Source organism: Coriobacteriaceae bacterium (genome assembly GCA_025757745.1).
In the GTDB taxonomy this organism is placed as follows: domain Bacteria; phylum Actinomycetota; class Coriobacteriia; order Coriobacteriales; family Coriobacteriaceae; genus Collinsella.
In genome coordinates, this window is sequence record CP107217.1 from 1,828,079 (window position 1) to 1,842,733 (window position 14,655).

Consider the following 14,655-nt stretch of genomic DNA (forward strand, 5'->3'; position numbering starts at 1 on the left):
TTGGGACTTCATCTCGCCCGCCCGTGGTACGTGCGTCTGCGACTACTTATGTGGTGGAACCAGCCTAGCACGAAACGCATGCGCTTCGTAAGCGTTGAGTTTATGAAGATGCAGGGCACCGATAATCCCCCGACCCCATAAGTTGCGGTGGAATACGGACTGTTTTGACCCTTTAAGCAGCAATTCAGTCCCTATTTCACCGCAACTCTTTTGGTGCAAAGTAACCTGTCCCCCTTGTACCAATTAGCTGGTGTGGCGCCAGCGAGGGTCGGTGAGAGTTCTCGCCACACCCAGCCCAACGGGCAGAAACGCTACGATGAGCACTGCGCGCACAAACCAGCCGAGCATATTGACTGTGTCGAAGGTGCACATGTAATACATAGAGCGATAGAGATACAGACCGGGCACCATAATGACAATCGAAGGCACCGTGAGGGCGATGCGCGGGTAGGTGAGCTTGACTTCAGCCAAGCTTGCGAGCAGCCCCGATACCAGCGCGCCGATAAACGCTGCTGCCTCGGGAGGCATTCCCGTGCTGAGGCCCAGGAAGGGAATCATCGTCGGCGCATCGACAAGGGTCAGACGCAGGGTATTGGACACGGCACCGATCAACCCAGCTGCCGCGGCCATCTTTACCGGGCTGTTGAACATCACCGAGAAGCCGAATACGCCAACGAAGCTCATCACCACGCGCAGGAGCGTAAGGGCAAGCGGCGAAAGGCCCAGTGGGGCAAAGTCGTCCGGCGCTAGGCCAACACACTCGGCAACCATCCAACCTACGAGGGTCGCCATCACAATAATCGATACGGCATATGAAAGGCGCTCGATACCGCTTCGCATGTCGAGCTTAGCGATGTCGAGGCCTGCCGTAATGAGCGGAAAGCCGGGAATCACAAAGAGCATGGCGCCGATATAGCCTTCTTGGTGCGACATTGCCCCCGGTATGACCTGGCCAAGGCCGAGCAATGCCAGCAGATACGAAACGCAAGCGAGCGCAACGCCGGTCGTCAGCGCGCTGAACTGACCAAGGCCCTGCTTGAGAATATGGGAGCGAGCAAAATTGCCGACACCAGCGCCTACGAACGCGCAGGCCATCTCGATAGGGCCGCCGCCGAGCAAAAAGACGAAGGCGCCACAAGCACAGGCCGCCGCAAGGCCCTGTTGCCAGGGAGCGTAATCGGGCTTTGAGCTCTCAACGGTCTTGAGCATCTCGTGGTATTCGTGCACGGTAAACCGGCGCCCGTAAATCTCGATTTCCTTTAAGAAGCTCTCCATCATCCAGATGCGATGGGTATTGACTCCCGTTGTGGGCAGGCTGACAACCTCGTTAAAGCAGTGGCCATCTTCGATGCAGGTGCACTCAAACGACAGGAGACTCAGGTCGACGTGAATCGTGACGCCGAGCACGTCAGCAACACGATTCATGGTATCGCGCACGCGCCAGGCACCCGTTCCGCTCGCGAGCATAAGCATACCGGTGCGGCAGACGATGGATGATTTATCGGTGAGCGGCGCATCGACGGCAAGTTCATCGCCTGCCGTCACGATCTGGTGCCAGTCAGTTTTCATATGGAGCGCGCCGGCACGGACACCGTGGTGCATGGGGGCTCTCGAAAGCAGCGAGTCAAGGCGCGAAGACTGTGGGGGCTCCGCCGATTCGCCCTCGTCCTCGTCGGGCTCTTCATCGATCAGATCAAAGGAATCAAGCGGCGCTGGCTCGCGACGGTCGATCAGCTCCTCGTCCTCATCATCAAAGTAATTGAACTGATCGAGCATGTCCTCTTCGATAGCACGCTCGCTCGCATCGTCCATCCCGGTGCTCCCTTCCTATCGACTAACCCCCATCCTAGACAGCGACGGCTAAAGGAAACATAAAAGAGACGGCTGTCATGCGAGCCATGTGTGCAATAGCCGTTGGGTAGTCGTTTGAGAACGCCCCCAATGACTATTGACGGCCAAGGCAACGCCGATGCCTTGGCAACGACACACCCTGCACCAGTAACTCGACAAGGACTGTCCCCAAGTGCCGGCAGAAAAGGAACGTCCCTAAGTGCCAACCAGGGCAACACCGCAGATAGAGGACGGACAGCGAAAGCCCACCAGAGCGAGCAAGGTGCCTTCAAGCAAAATGGCGCCGCAGGTTGAGTATAAGTCAGCGAGCGGGTCGCATTTGAGACAAGGTGACGTGAAACGAAAGGGCGCTGACCTTCTGGTCGCGCCCTTGAAGTTGAACGTCAGATTGTCCAAATGCGGCCCGCGCAGCGTCGAGCCGTTACGCGGTTCGTAGAACCGCGTAACCCCCTAGTACATCTTTGCGCCGGCGGGGATGGAAGCGTCGAGCTGAATCAGATTGAGGCGCTCCTCGCCCTCCTCCTCGTGAATAGCGCTGATCAGCATGCCGCAGCTGGGAATGCCCATCATCTTGCGCGGAGGAAGGTTGGTGATGGCGAGCAGGGTCTTGCCGACCAAGTCCTCGGGCTCATAGTATTCATGGATGCCGGAAAGGATGGTGCGGTCGGTACCGGTACCGTCGTCGAGCGTAAAGTTCAGCAGCTTCTTGGACTTCTTGACGGCTTCGCACGCCTTGACCTTCACGGCGCGGAAATCGCTCTTGGAGAAGGTATCAAAGTCGACAAACTCCTCGAACAGCGGCTCGACGGCGATCTTAGAGTAATCGAGCGTAGGCTTGAGCGATTTGACGAACGGGCTCGAGGCGTTGCCGGCCTCGGCGGCCTTGGCGGCAGCAGCACCGGACTGGAAACCCTTCTCGGGCTTCATGTGCGGGAACAGCAGGACGTCGCGGATGGAGGCCTGGTTGGTGAGCAGCATGACCACGCGGTCGATACCGATGCCGATGCCGCCCGCGGGAGGCATGCCGTACTCGAGGGCGCGCACGTAGTCCTCGTCGTACTCCATGGCCTCGTCGTCACCGCCAGCCTTCTCGGCCATCTGAGCGGCAAAGCGCTCGGCCTGGTCGACCGGGTCGTTGAGCTCGGAGAACGCGTTAGCGTACTCGTGACCGGCGATAACCAGCTCAAAGCGGTGCGTCAGACGCGGGTCGTCCTCAAAACGCTTGGCAAGCGGGCTGACCTCGATGGGGTAATCGCACACGAAGGTCGGGTTGACGATGGTGTCCTCGCCCAGCTCATCGTAAATCTCGGCGATGATCTTGCCAGCAGTCCACTCGGGCTTGATCTCCAGGCCCTTCTCGCGCGCGGCGGCAGCAAGCTCCTCGACCGGCGTGTCGATGGTGACTTTCTTGCCGAGCACGTCAGAGACAATATCAGTCATGGGGCGGCTTGCCCACTCACCGGAAAGATCGATGGTCTGGCCCTGGTACTCGATGACCTCGGGGTTGCCGATGGCCTTGTTGGCAGCCTTGATGACGCCCTGGGCAAGCGCCTTCATGCCCTCGAGATCGGAGAAGGCACGGTAGGCCTCCATCGTGGTGAACTCGGGGTTGTGGGTGAGGTCCATGCCCTCGTTGCGGAAGATGCGGCCAATCTCGAACACGCGCTCAAAGCCGCCGACGATGCAGCGCTTGAGATGCAGCTCGGTAGCAATGCGCAGATAGCACTCCTGGTCGAGCGCGTTGAAGTGCGTGATGAACGGCTTAGCCGTGGCGCCGCCCTGGATAGTCTGCAGGATGGGGGTCTCGACTTCCATGTAGCCGTCGGACTCCATGAAGCGGCGGAAGGTGGAGAGAATCTGCGAACGCTTGCGGAAGGTCTCGCGGACATCGTCGTTGGCGATCAGGTCGACGTAGCGCTGACGATAACGGGTCTCCTTGTCGGAAAGACCGTGGAACTTCTCGGGCAGCGGACGAACGGCCTTGGCAAGCAGGGTCGCGCTCTTAGGGGCAACGGAGAGCTGGCCACGCTGGGTGCGCACGACCACGCCGGTCACGCCCAGGATGTCGCCCAGGTCGAGGGCCTTGAGCGTACTCCAGGCAGCCTCGTCCATGTCGTTGATGCGGCAGAACAGCTGAATCTCGGCAGTCGCATCGCGCACGACGATGAACATGATCTTGCCCTGACCGCGCTTGGCGACCACACGGCCAGCGATCTTCACGATGTCCTCGGTGTCCTCGCCATCGGCAAGCTCGGCGTACTTAGCCTCGATATCGGCGACGTAGTCCTCAAGCTCAGAGTGCTCGGGATAGGGGTTCTGGCCCGCCTCGAACAGGGCGGCGCGCTTGGCCAGGCGGGTGGCGCGCTCGTCGTTGAGCGTCGATGCCTGATCGGCGGCGTTCTGGTTCTCTGCCATAAGTTAGCTCCTCAAACTAAAACGCTCCCCAGGATTCGGTCCCAGGGAGCGAAAACATACCTTTACGCGGGACCGTGGTCTAGCGTGCGATCTTGGCGATGGTGTAGACGCGAGTCTTGCCGGAAGGCGTAACGACCTCGACGGAGTCGCCCTCGCCGTGACCAATGATGGCGTGACCGACCGGAGACTCGTTGGAAATCTTGTGCTCGAGCGAGTTGGTCTCGGTGGTACCGACGAGCGTGACTTCCATGACCTCGCCGTTGGGATCAATCAGCGAAACGGTGGAACCGATGGAGACGGTCAGGTCGCCCGTGGTGGCAGCAACCTGAGCGTTGGCGAGGATGGCCTGGATCTCGGCAATACGAGCGGCGTTCTGGGCCTGCTTGTCCTTAGCGGCGTCGTACTCGGAGTTCTCCGAAAGGTCGCCGAACGCGCGGGCTTCCTTGATGTCCTCGACGATCTCCTTGGCGTAATCGCCCTCACGCCAAGCGAGCTCCTCGACGAGCTTCTGGCGGCCCTCAGCGGTCAGTACGATCTGGCTTGCGTCCATACGGATATCTCCCCAACTCTGATCAAACAATCAACTGTCAACAAAACGAAAAAGACCGGCTAGCCTGCGGGCAAGCCGGTCAGGTGCTCACCCCAAAGGGATGGGACTACTCTGCGTCCGCGTCGCTGTCCTCTGCCTGCTTCTTCTTGGCAGCAGCGAGCTTGGCCTCGAGCTCAGCGATCTCCTTGTCCTCCTCGGACTGCTCGACCACGACCTCCTCGGCCTGCTTGGTCTCGGCCTTATCGTCGCCCTCCATACCCTCGCGGATATTCTTGACGGTAGAGCCGAGGGACTTGCCGAGCTTCGGCAGGTTCTTGGGCCCGAAGATAATCAGGACAACGACGAGAATAATGATGAGCTCAGGAGCCCTCAGTCCAAACATGTAGACCTCCACAATACAGCGAGACAAGCTCGAATGAGTATACCGCGGGTATCGCGGTATCACAACAATAGCTAAAAAAAGGGACCGCAAGAAGCGGTCCCTCCTCATGCTCTGGTCGGGTTGACTGGATTTGAACCAGCGACCCCTGCGTCCCGAACGCAGTGCTCTACCAAACTGAGCCACAACCCGTTAGCTCGACTATAGTAACAAAGATTTTCGCCGCATGCTAGAGAAATTTTTATTTCTTTGGCACTTCGACGCGAACCGTGTTGGGAATGAGCTCCGTCGTGCAGGCCCACCAGCCGTTTTGCTGGGCAGCGTCGGCAAGCCTTTCGGCCGTGGCGGCGGTGTCGCAAATGGCAAACGAGCAGGCACCCGATCCGCACACATCTACAGCAACGGTTCCGTCCTGTTTACGCAGCCAATCGAGAACCGTTTGAATCTGCGGCTCCATCTGTGCGGAAATGACACCCAAGTTGTTATGGATGAGCGCATATGCCGTCTCGGCATCACCAGCACGCAAGGCAGAAGCTATCGCGCCGGGCTTGTCCGCAGGCACCGGGGCCTCGTCAAAACGTCGATAGGCCTCAATTGTCGAAACGCTCGCCTCGCGCGGCTTAACCAGCACGACGGGCGTCACGGGCAGCGCGGGGTACTCAGTTGCCAGCACGTCTCCCCCACCTACGTAGAACGCAGGACTCGCGTGCAAAAAGAACGGGACGTCAGCACCAATGCCCCGCGCAATGTCGTCGAGCGCTGGGTCGGTGCGATCAATGCCCCAGAGCTCCGCCAAGGCGACAATGACCGCGGCCGCATCCGTCGAGGGGCCGCCCAAGCCGGCGCACAATGGAATGCGCTTCTCAATCGTCACGCGGATGTTTGCCTCGCGACCATAATGCTCGGCCATAGCAACCGCAGCCCGATACGCCGTATTCTTTTGCATGGGAAAATCTGATGCTGGAACCGTCTGGACGGTCAGCGCCTGCGCCGGCGTGACCGTCACGGTATCGGAAAGACCGACGGCCGCCATCAGGGAATCGACCCTGTGGTAGCCGCGGTCATCGCGCTCGGTATGAACCCCCAGGTAGAGGTTAATCTTTGCCGGCGCGGTAAGGATGAGGGACCGATCGGTCACCGTTAGTGCTCCTCGAGCTGGTTGCCGAGCGGGGTAAAGATATGTTCGCCGCTCTCGGGGTCGAACAGTTCGACCTGGCCGGTAAGGACATCGATGTACTGGTAGGACTGACGCGATTTGCGGCCGCGACGCTCGTCAACCTCAACGATAAAGACAGCGGGGTGGACGCTCTTGATGGTGCCCATGCGCTCGATGACGCGGGTACGGCCCATGTTGGCCTTAACCTTGACGCGATCGCCCACCATATCGGTCAGCTTCTCGTGGATGTCGTCGACGTGATTGACTTCCATCTCTTCCATGAATAGGGCCTCCAGAGGGTGCAATTCAAAAAGGGGATAATACCCCTAAGATAGACAAAACTCTAATACTATAGCACCCTGTTGCAGCCATACGCAAGCAGCTAAAAAAGCCCGGTCCCAAATACGTACCAGACGATAACCTCACATGACCAGTTCACGTCAGCGAACGACCACCATTCGAGCCAAGGTGTCGCGAAAGAGGAGCGACGCGTACTTTGGTACGCGAGCGACGGTTTGAGCGACAGATTGGCCGAATGGTGGCCGTGCAGCGTCGAGTAGTTACGCGGTTTGGTAAAACCGCGTAACCTAAAGATTGTCTGTGTCCAGGACGATGGTGAACGGACCGTCGTTGACCAGGTCGACCTTCATATCGGCGCCAAAGATACCGTGCGCCACATGCTCAACGTCCTGAGCGACGAGTGTCAAAAAGTACTCGTAAAGTTCGTTAGCGACATCGGGCGCGCCGGCGTCCGTAAACGACGGACGGCGGCCGTGGCGGCAGTCGGCAAACAGCGTGAACTGCGACACCACGAGCACCTCGCCGTCGACATCCGCCAGCGCCAAGTTGGTCTTGCCGTTCTCGTCCTCGTTGATACGCAGCCCGCGGAGCTTGCCCCACAGCTTGTCGGCTTCGGCGCGTGTGTCGCCGTGGCCCACGCCCAGCAGCACCAAGTAGCCGCGTCCAATACGGCCCACGCACTCGCCGTCGACTGTCACGCTGGCGTTGAGCACGCGCTGCACCACCGCACGCACGGTCTACTCCTCGCCCGTCAGCTTGGCGGACAGATGCTCGAGCGCATGGAAACGATGGCTGATGGCGTTCTTCTCGTCCGCCGTGAGCTCGGCCATGGTCTTGCCCGGCGTATCGACCGGCAGGAACAGCGGGTCGTAGCCAAAACCGTGTTCGCCGCGGCCCTCGTGCGCGATAACGCCTTCGCAGGCGCCCTCGCCATAGGTGACCAGGCCGTCCGTATCGATAAGCGCGACGACGCTCATAAAGCGCGCGGTACGGTCCTCGTCTGCCACGCCTTCCAGGTTAACGAGAAGCTTGGCGTTGTTGGCGGCATCGTCGCCATGCACGCCCGCATAGCGCGCGCTATACACGCCCGGCTCACCGTCCAACGCATCGACGACCAAGCCGGAGTCGTCGGCGATGGCCATAAGGCCCGTCTCCTCGACCGCAGCCTGCGCCTTGATGATGGCGTTCTCCAAAAACGTCGTGCCGTTTTCCTCGGGGTCCTCAAAATCGCCCAGCTGGCCGAGCGCCACAAAGCGCACCTCGGGCATGACCTTGCCCAAAATGGCCTCGATCTCGGTGAGCTTATGGGCGTTGCCGGTTGCCACGACGATGGTCGCCGCCGGGTCGAGGGTGTCGATGTCAATCTTCTCAAGTGCCATAGCTGGTCTCCTTTGTCTCTATAGCAATGACGAGTTGAGGACGACGAGGACTTCGGCCTCTCTCCCGTCTCAATCAACGGCAGTCTTATACTTCGACGTTTTCCCAGATAAAACCTGCCAAAATAAACCTGTCCCTTTTTGGCAGGTTAGGCGAGGGCTTGGCGCTGAAGCTCGATGAGCTCGGCGATACCCTTGTCACCCAGGTCGAGCAGAGCGTTGAGACGCTTGCGGTCGAAGGGCGCCTGCTCGCCGGTACCCTGGAGTTCGATCATCTCACCAGAATCGGTGGCGACGAGGTTCATGTCGACCTCGGCGTGGCTGTCCTCGGAATAATCCAAGTCGAGCAGGGTGTTGCCGTCGACGACGCCCATGGAAATGGCGGCAACCTGGCCCGTGAGCGGGATGCGCTCGAGTTTGCCCGCCTCGACCCACATGGCAAGGGCGTCGTGCAGCGCCACCCAGGCGCCGGTAATGCTCGCCGTACGCGTGCCGCCATCGGCCTGGATCACATCGCAGTCGACGGTAACGGTGTACTCGCCGAGCGCCTTCATATTGACGACGGTACGCAGGCTGCGGCCGATAAGCCGCTCGATCTCCATGGAGCGGCCCTTGCGGTTGGCATGCTCGCGCTTGCAGCGTTTACCGGTCGAGGCCGGTAGCATCGCATATTCCGCCGTTACCCAGCCGGCCTTGGCGCCCTTGCGCCAACCAGGCACACCCTCCTCGATGGTGGCGGCGCACAGTACGTGCGTGTCGCCGAACTCAGCCAGGCACGAGCCGTGGGCGTGCTTCATGACGCCGCGGGTGAGCTTAACGGGGCGCAGCTCGTTGACAGCGCGGCCGTTGGCGCGGTTGACCTGCATGTATTCCATGGAACTATCCTTTCGGCAAAAGATGTGGCGAAGCCTCCGGCGACATTGCGAGCCTAACCGAGTTCGTCGATATCGACATGCTCGATGCTTTTAAGCGGCTGGCCAAAGATAAAGCTACCCGCCACCGCAAACTCGGCAATGTTGTCAGACGTGGTGGCAAAGCGATGCTGTGGCTCGGCGGCATCGCCCGCCAGCTGCTCACGGCGCGTGAGGATATCGGTCAGCTCGCGGGTGGTCTCCTCGGCGGAGCTCACCACGCGCACCCCGGGTCCTAGCGCATGGCGGATGGGACCCACCAGCAGCGGGAAATGCGTGCAGCCGAGTACCACGGTATCGATGCCACGATCGTGCAGCGGCTCGACTGTGGTGCCGACCAGCGCGCGAACGGCTGGCGTATCAAAAATATCCTCGTTCTCGAGCCACTGCTCCTGCAGATGCGCGCCCGAGGCGAGCTCGTGCTCGACGACCTCGACAAAGCTCGAAGCCGGGCAGCCATACACATCGACACCAGCATCCAAATCCTGGATGGCGCGCGTGTAGGCGCCCGAGCGAATGGTGAGGTTGGTGGCGAGCACGCCCACGCGACGCGTACGCGTGCTGTTGATGGCGGCGCGTGCGCCCGGGGCGATCACGCCGATCACAGGAACGTCGAGCACTTGCTGAGCCAGACGCAAGGCCGCGGCGGTCGCCGTGTTACAGGCGATGACCATGATCTTAACGTCGTGCCTCGATAGCCAGCGGCCCGCCTGCAGCGCAAACGAGCGAACCTCGTCCTCGGTGCGGGTGCCATAAGGGCAGCGTTTAGTGTCACCGAAATAGTAGACGGACTCGCGCGGAAGCGCCGTTGCGATCGCGCGCGCGACCGTTAAGCCGCCCAGGCCCGAGTCGAACACGCCGATCGGACGCGTGTCCCCGGCCAGATTATCGATATCGGACATTACCTCACCAGATTCTCTCTCGAAAAATGCGACCATGCGTGATGCGTCGCGCTACGAACGGGCCGCGACCAACAGCTCGGCCGTTGCCACCCAACCGTCGACAATCTTGCCGCGCGTAATATAGGCATTGTCGCAGGCATCCAAGAACTCCGGGGCACCGGCGCTCGTCAGACCGTTCTCGACCAGGCAGAACATGCCAACATGGTCGGCCATGTAGAAGTCGGACTCGGAGTCACCGAGCGCAAGCGTCTCCTCGCGCTCGATCCCCAGGTGCTCGCAGAAGCGCGCAATGGCAACGCCTTTGTTGAGACCCGCCGGATTGATGTTGAAGGCGCGGCCGTCCTCGACGCGATTAAGCTCGAGCGTCGTCGGCTTGGACAGGTGAGTCAGATGGCCGTTGCAAGCCCAGACCAGACCGCAGCCGGCCTCGTCCAGGATGGCCTGGACCTCATCGTCGGGCACATCGCCGCGCATGCCGACGGTGACCTCACGGTACTTGTAGCCGGTCGACATGTCGTTGTGGTATTCGATCTTGTGCGGCCAGCGGGCAAGGATCTTCTCGCACACGCCGGTCTGCTCGATCACCTGGTGCGGCGTGAGACCGCAGGCGGGGTCGTAGGGCATGTCGCCCGTCAGGTACTCCCAGTCGTTGGCCTTGAGGTCGTACATGACCAGGCCGCCCATCTCGCCGATGTAGGAGTTGAGGCCGAGCACGCGGGCGTCCTCATGGATCATGGTGCGATTGCGACCCGAGGTGGGAACCACCTGGATGCCGGCACGGGCGAGCGCGACAACCGCCTCGACGAGCTTGGTCGAGGGATTGCCGTCGTTATCGCGCAGCACGCACGAGCCGGGGGCGAGCATCGTGGCGTCCAGATCGGTAAAGACATACTTGACCTTGGCAAGGCGCTCGCGCATCTCGCCCGAAAGCTCGGCAACGGTCGGCAGGATGTTGTGGGACATGGTCACTCCGTTTACATAGAAGGGGCTGGTCTAGGCGTCGTACGCCGCAAGGGTGCGCTTGAGAATCAAACCGTCGCGCTCACAAGGCTCGGGTCCGTTCTTGCGCAGCATACACTCTTCCTCGCCCTTACCGGTCACGATGACCACGGCAGGACGGACAGTTTCGCGCACGGCAGTCTCGATAGCGGCAACGCGATCAGTCACGATTTGCCAGTTATCATTTCCCTGCGCTTGAACGTTGCGCGCGATCTCGGCGCAGATGTCCTCGACATCCTCGGGGCCGGGGTCATCCTCGGTAATCACGATTCGGTCGGCATACTTGCCAGCGGCGATGCCCATCGTGGTGCGTCGATCGACACCCTTACCGCCCGTAGCGCCAAATACAACCGCCAGCTCGCGCTCGGGATAGTTCTCGCGCAAGTCGCGCAGGAGTGTCTCGAGGCTCATGCCGTTATGTGCAAAATCGACGATGCCCAGGATTTTGCCCGATACGGACGGATAGAGCTCCATACGACCGGGAACGAAGACGCCCTCAAAGCCATGGACGATACCCTCTTCGGAAATGCCCAGGGCCTCGGCGCAGGCAATAGCGGCAAGCGCGTTGGACACATTGAACTTAACCGGCGTGGGAATCACAATGTCACGCGTAAAACGGGGCGTGCGCACCGTTGCCACCACGCCGCAGTCGCCATTGCGAATCGCCAGCGCAAGCACGTCGGCACGCTCGTCGGTCAGGGAGAACGTCACCGTACGTTCGCAACGAGATGCCGCCTCGAGCACGCGATCGACCTTATCCATATCGAGATTGACCACGGCAAAACGGCTCTGCAAGAAGATTTTGAGCTTGCTGGCAAAGTAATCCTCGAGCGTCGGATGCTCAATCGGCGAAATGTGATCCTCGCCGATATTGGTAAAGGCGCCGACTTCAAAGTCAATCTTGCCCGTACGCTCGTATTTGAGGCCCTGACTCGATGCCTCCATAACCAGCCACGGGGCACCCGCCTCCGCAGCATGCGCGATGCGAGACTGCAGCAGGAAGGATTCGGGGGTCGTCAGCTTGGAAGGGCCCGTCTCGATGCCGTCGTCGAACTCAATGCCCGTATTAAGAGCGGGTCGATGACAGCCCGTAAGCTTGGCCTCGTTGGCGAGGATGCCGCGCAGATAAAAGCTGCAGGTCGACTTGCCCTTGGTGCCTGTAAAGGCGCAGACCTTCACCTTACCCGACGGGTGCCCATAAAAGGCATCTGCCACCACGGCGAGCGTGCGACGAATATCGCTCACAATCACCGCGGGAAGATCAACATCGTAATCGACCTCGGAAACGTAGGCCACGGCGCCATCGGCGATTGCCGAAAGCAGGTACTCGCGCTTAAACGCACGGCCCTTGCAGACAAACAACGTGCCCGGACGCACCTGGCGCGAGTCATCAGTCGCAAACTCAATGCGCTGGTCGCACGAAGCGCTCGGTCTGGAAACAACAAGGTCATCTTCCTCGAGCAACTCTATATAGCGCATCAGAGTTAGCTTCTCTTGTGTCGGACTCGACATACAAAGACCTCTCTCGCTAAATTCAGCCTTAAAGGGCAGAAGACGTCCCGCGGCAGAAACGATGAAACATTCTGTATTATCAACCATCCTAATATGCCACCTGACCTTACGCGCATCACAGCCTTCTAAAAAATTGCATGGACTGTGCCGTGGTCTAATAAATGGCAACGGTGTTCACCCCGTGTAAAAACAAGGAAATCTGGGTGCTGTTCTTTAACATAGCGTTCGCAACCACGGCCCGCCGCTTCGTCTGAAGATCGGGACGTGGTTTTTTCGGTTCGCTCGGCGCTTATGCCCTATCACGAAACAAAAGATTGGCATGATAGTAAAGATTATTTGACATCAGCTGCCACAATCCTTGCGGCAGTACACCTGAGCCGTCAGCAGAAAGGATCTTGCATGTGCGGTTTTGTCGGTTTTACCGGTACAGATGAACAGAGTGAGCTGGTTCTCACGGCCATGATGAATCGCATCATCCACCGTGGTCCCGATATGGGCGGCCAGCATATCGTCGACAACGTTGCCTTTGGCTTCCGTCGTCTTTCGATTCTCGATCTTTCCGAAGCTGGAGCCCAGCCCATGTCGAGCGACGACGGCAAGGTCACGATTGTCTTCAACGGAGAGATCTACAACTTCCAGGAGCTTCGCGCCGAGCTGGAGGCGGCCGGCTACGCCTTCCACTGCAACGCTGATACCGAAGTCCTGGTACACGGTTACGAGGAGTGGGGCGAGGACCTGGTCAACCGTCTGCGCGGCATGTACGCGTTCGTGATTCACGACCAGAACAAGAACAAACTCTTTGGTGCTCGTGACATCTTTGGTATCAAGCCGTTCTATTACTACCAGGCATCCGATGGCTCGCTGCTGTTTGGCTCCGAGATCAAGAGCTTCCTGGACCATCCCAAGTTTGAGAAGGCTGTCAACCACGACGCGCTGCGCCCCTACCTGACGCTGCAATTCCCCGCCACGGAGGAGACCTTCTTTAAGGGCGTGTTCAAGCTTGCCCCGGCGCATTGCTTTACGTATGACCTGACGACCAACACCATGGACATCAAGCGTTACTGGAGCTGTGACTTCACCGACGACAACTCCAAGACCTTCGAGGAGTACGTGGACGAGTGCGACAAGGTCGTGCACGAAAGCGTCGCTGCGCACCGAATCGCCGATGTTAAGGTGGGCTCGTTCCTTTCTGGCGGTGTGGACTCCAGCTACATTGCCGCCTGTCTCATGCCCGACACCACGTATTCTGTCGGCTTCGATTACAAGAACTTCAACGAGACCAACTACGCCGCCGAGCTTTCCGACAAGCTGGGCATCAAGAACGTGCGCAAGATGATTACCGCCGACGAGTTCTTTGATGCACTGCCCGATATCCAGTACCACATGGACGAGCCGCAATCGAACCTGTCCAGCGTGCCGCTGTACTATCTGGCGCAGATGGCTTCCAAGGAGGTCACCGTCGTCCTTTCGGGCGAGGGTGCCGACGAGCTGTTTGCCGGCTATGAGTGGTACGAGGACACCCCCGAGATGCGTACCTTTAAGAAACGCGTGCCGCTCGGCGTACGTCACGCCCTGGGCTCACTCGTTCAGCATCTCCCCTACTTTAAGGGACACAACTTCCTGACGAAATGCGCCGAGGTTCCCGAGCGCTGGTATGTGGGTCAGGCAAAGGTGTTCGATCCCTCCGAAGTCGACGAGGTGCTCAAGCCCGCTTATAACACCGGCAAGAACGCCGCCGAGATGTGCGCCGAGTACTACAAGCAGGTTCCCGACTGCTGCGAGCTTTCCAAGAAACAGTATCTGGATATGAACATGTGGCTGCCGGGTGACATTCTGCTCAAGGCCGACAAGATGTGCATGGCGCATTCTCTGGAGCTCCGCGTTCCGTTCCTGGACAAGAAGGTCATGGAGTTTGCCGAGCACATTCCCGCCAACTACCGTGTTAACGAAGAAGGCTGCAAGCTCGTTCTGCGTCACGCTGCCAACCGCACGCTGCCCGACGAGTGGGCAACGCGCAAGAAGGTGGGCTTCCCCGTACCGGTCAAGTTCTGGCTGCGCGAGCAAAAGTATTACGACTACGTAAAGGAATACTTCACCGCGCCGTGGGCTGCTGATTTCTTTGACACCGATGCGCTCATGAAACTGCTCGACGATCACTTTAAGGGTCGCGCGCTCAACCAGCGCAAGATCTATACCACGCTGACGTTCCTCATTTGGTACAAGCGCTTCTTTATCGACGAGGACAAGGGCGCTAAAGTCGCCGCTTAGTTTTCGTTATGAATTAGCGGTGAACCACGCAGGGTT

At 59.5% G+C, this 14,655-nt stretch carries 13 protein-coding genes and 1 tRNA gene; 1 reads left to right on the forward strand and 13 read right to left on the reverse strand.

Annotation, left to right across the window (positions count from 1 at the left end; all coding sequences use genetic code 11):
- Positions 1-243: 243 nt before the first annotated feature.
- The 13 genes from OGM60_08010 to OGM60_08070 form a co-directional block, all read right to left on the reverse strand.
- Positions 244-1,812, reverse strand: coding sequence for a threonine/serine exporter family protein (locus tag OGM60_08010; GenBank protein ID UYI98825.1), 1,569 nt, complete (start codon positions 1,810-1,812; stop codon positions 244-246).
- 489 nt (positions 1,813-2,301) lie between these two features.
- A complete protein-coding gene (lysS, locus tag OGM60_08015) occupies positions 2,302-4,266 on the reverse strand; it encodes a lysine--tRNA ligase (protein UYI98826.1) in 1,965 nt (654 codons plus the stop codon).
- Between the two features lie 79 nt (positions 4,267-4,345).
- Positions 4,346-4,816, reverse strand: coding sequence for a transcription elongation factor GreA (gene greA / locus OGM60_08020; protein UYI98827.1), 471 nt, complete (start codon positions 4,814-4,816; stop codon positions 4,346-4,348).
- 106 nt (positions 4,817-4,922) lie between these two features.
- Positions 4,923-5,198, reverse strand: a complete 276-nt coding sequence (tatA, locus tag OGM60_08025) for a twin-arginine translocase TatA/TatE family subunit (protein ID UYI98828.1) — start codon at positions 5,196-5,198, stop codon at positions 4,923-4,925.
- Positions 5,199-5,310: 112 nt separating this feature from the next.
- Positions 5,311-5,387 (reverse strand) — tRNA-Pro (locus OGM60_08030).
- Between the two features lie 49 nt (positions 5,388-5,436).
- Positions 5,437-6,333 (reverse strand): 4-(cytidine 5'-diphospho)-2-C-methyl-D-erythritol kinase, encoded by an 897-nt coding sequence (gene ispE / locus OGM60_08035; protein UYI98829.1) that lies wholly within the window; start codon positions 6,331-6,333, stop codon positions 5,437-5,439.
- A gap of 2 nt (positions 6,334-6,335) precedes the next feature.
- Entirely contained in the window at positions 6,336-6,632 is a 297-nt protein-coding gene (locus OGM60_08040; GenBank protein UYI98830.1) for a Veg family protein, read from the reverse strand.
- 306 nt (positions 6,633-6,938) lie between these two features.
- The gene (gene dtd, locus OGM60_08045; protein UYI98831.1) at positions 6,939-7,385 is read right to left on the reverse strand and encodes a D-aminoacyl-tRNA deacylase; all 447 of its coding nucleotides are present in this window, start codon (positions 7,383-7,385) and stop codon (positions 6,939-6,941) included.
- Between the two features lie 3 nt (positions 7,386-7,388).
- Positions 7,389-8,030: an RdgB/HAM1 family non-canonical purine NTP pyrophosphatase gene (gene rdgB, locus OGM60_08050; GenBank protein ID UYI98832.1), complete on the reverse strand. Its 642-nt coding sequence runs from the start codon at positions 8,028-8,030 to the stop codon at positions 7,389-7,391.
- A 146-nt stretch (positions 8,031-8,176) separates the two neighbouring features.
- Positions 8,177-8,902, reverse strand: coding sequence for a ribonuclease PH (gene rph / locus OGM60_08055; GenBank protein ID UYI98833.1), 726 nt, complete (start codon positions 8,900-8,902; stop codon positions 8,177-8,179).
- A gap of 53 nt (positions 8,903-8,955) precedes the next feature.
- Positions 8,956-9,840, reverse strand: a complete 885-nt coding sequence (gene murI, locus OGM60_08060; GenBank protein ID UYI98834.1) for a glutamate racemase — start codon at positions 9,838-9,840, stop codon at positions 8,956-8,958.
- Positions 9,841-9,891: 51 nt separating this feature from the next.
- Entirely contained in the window at positions 9,892-10,803 is a 912-nt protein-coding gene (locus OGM60_08065; GenBank protein ID UYI98835.1) for a Cof-type HAD-IIB family hydrolase, read from the reverse strand.
- 30 nt (positions 10,804-10,833) lie between these two features.
- Positions 10,834-12,318, reverse strand: a complete 1,485-nt coding sequence (locus OGM60_08070; protein UYI98836.1) for a UDP-N-acetylmuramoyl-L-alanyl-D-glutamate--2,6-diaminopimelate ligase — start codon at positions 12,316-12,318, stop codon at positions 10,834-10,836.
- A 432-nt stretch (positions 12,319-12,750) separates the two neighbouring features.
- Here OGM60_08070 and asnB point away from each other — a divergent pair, with 432 nt between their 5' ends.
- A complete protein-coding gene (asnB, locus tag OGM60_08075) occupies positions 12,751-14,619 on the forward strand; it encodes an asparagine synthase (glutamine-hydrolyzing) (protein ID UYI98837.1) in 1,869 nt (622 codons plus the stop codon).
- The last annotated feature ends 36 nt before the right edge of the window (positions 14,620-14,655 follow it).

Excerpts from the sequence above, each read along its gene's own strand:
- OGM60_08010 (UYI98825.1), bottom strand. The coding sequence starts at position 1,812 with ATGGACGATGCGAGCGAGCGTGCTATCGAAGAGGACATGCTCGATCAG.
- lysS (UYI98826.1), bottom strand. The coding sequence starts at position 4,266 with ATGGCAGAGAACCAGAACGCCGCCGATCAGGCATCGACGCTCAACGAC.
- greA (UYI98827.1), bottom strand. The coding sequence starts at position 4,816 with ATGGACGCAAGCCAGATCGTACTGACCGCTGAGGGCCGCCAGAAGCTC.
- tatA (UYI98828.1), bottom strand. The coding sequence starts at position 5,198 with ATGTTTGGACTGAGGGCTCCTGAGCTCATCATTATTCTCGTCGTTGTC.
- OGM60_08040 (UYI98830.1), bottom strand. The coding sequence starts at position 6,632 with ATGGAAGAGATGGAAGTCAATCACGTCGACGACATCCACGAGAAGCTG.
- rdgB (UYI98832.1), bottom strand. The coding sequence starts at position 8,030 with ATGGCACTTGAGAAGATTGACATCGACACCCTCGACCCGGCGGCGACC.
- rph (UYI98833.1), bottom strand. The coding sequence starts at position 8,902 with ATGGAATACATGCAGGTCAACCGCGCCAACGGCCGCGCTGTCAACGAG.
- murI (UYI98834.1), bottom strand. The coding sequence starts at position 9,840 with ATGTCCGATATCGATAATCTGGCCGGGGACACGCGTCCGATCGGCGTG.
- OGM60_08065 (UYI98835.1), bottom strand. The coding sequence starts at position 10,803 with ATGTCCCACAACATCCTGCCGACCGTTGCCGAGCTTTCGGGCGAGATG.
- OGM60_08070 (UYI98836.1), bottom strand. The coding sequence starts at position 12,318 with ATGCGCTATATAGAGTTGCTCGAGGAAGATGACCTTGTTGTTTCCAGA.
- asnB (UYI98837.1), top strand. The coding sequence starts at position 12,751 with ATGTGCGGTTTTGTCGGTTTTACCGGTACAGATGAACAGAGTGAGCTG.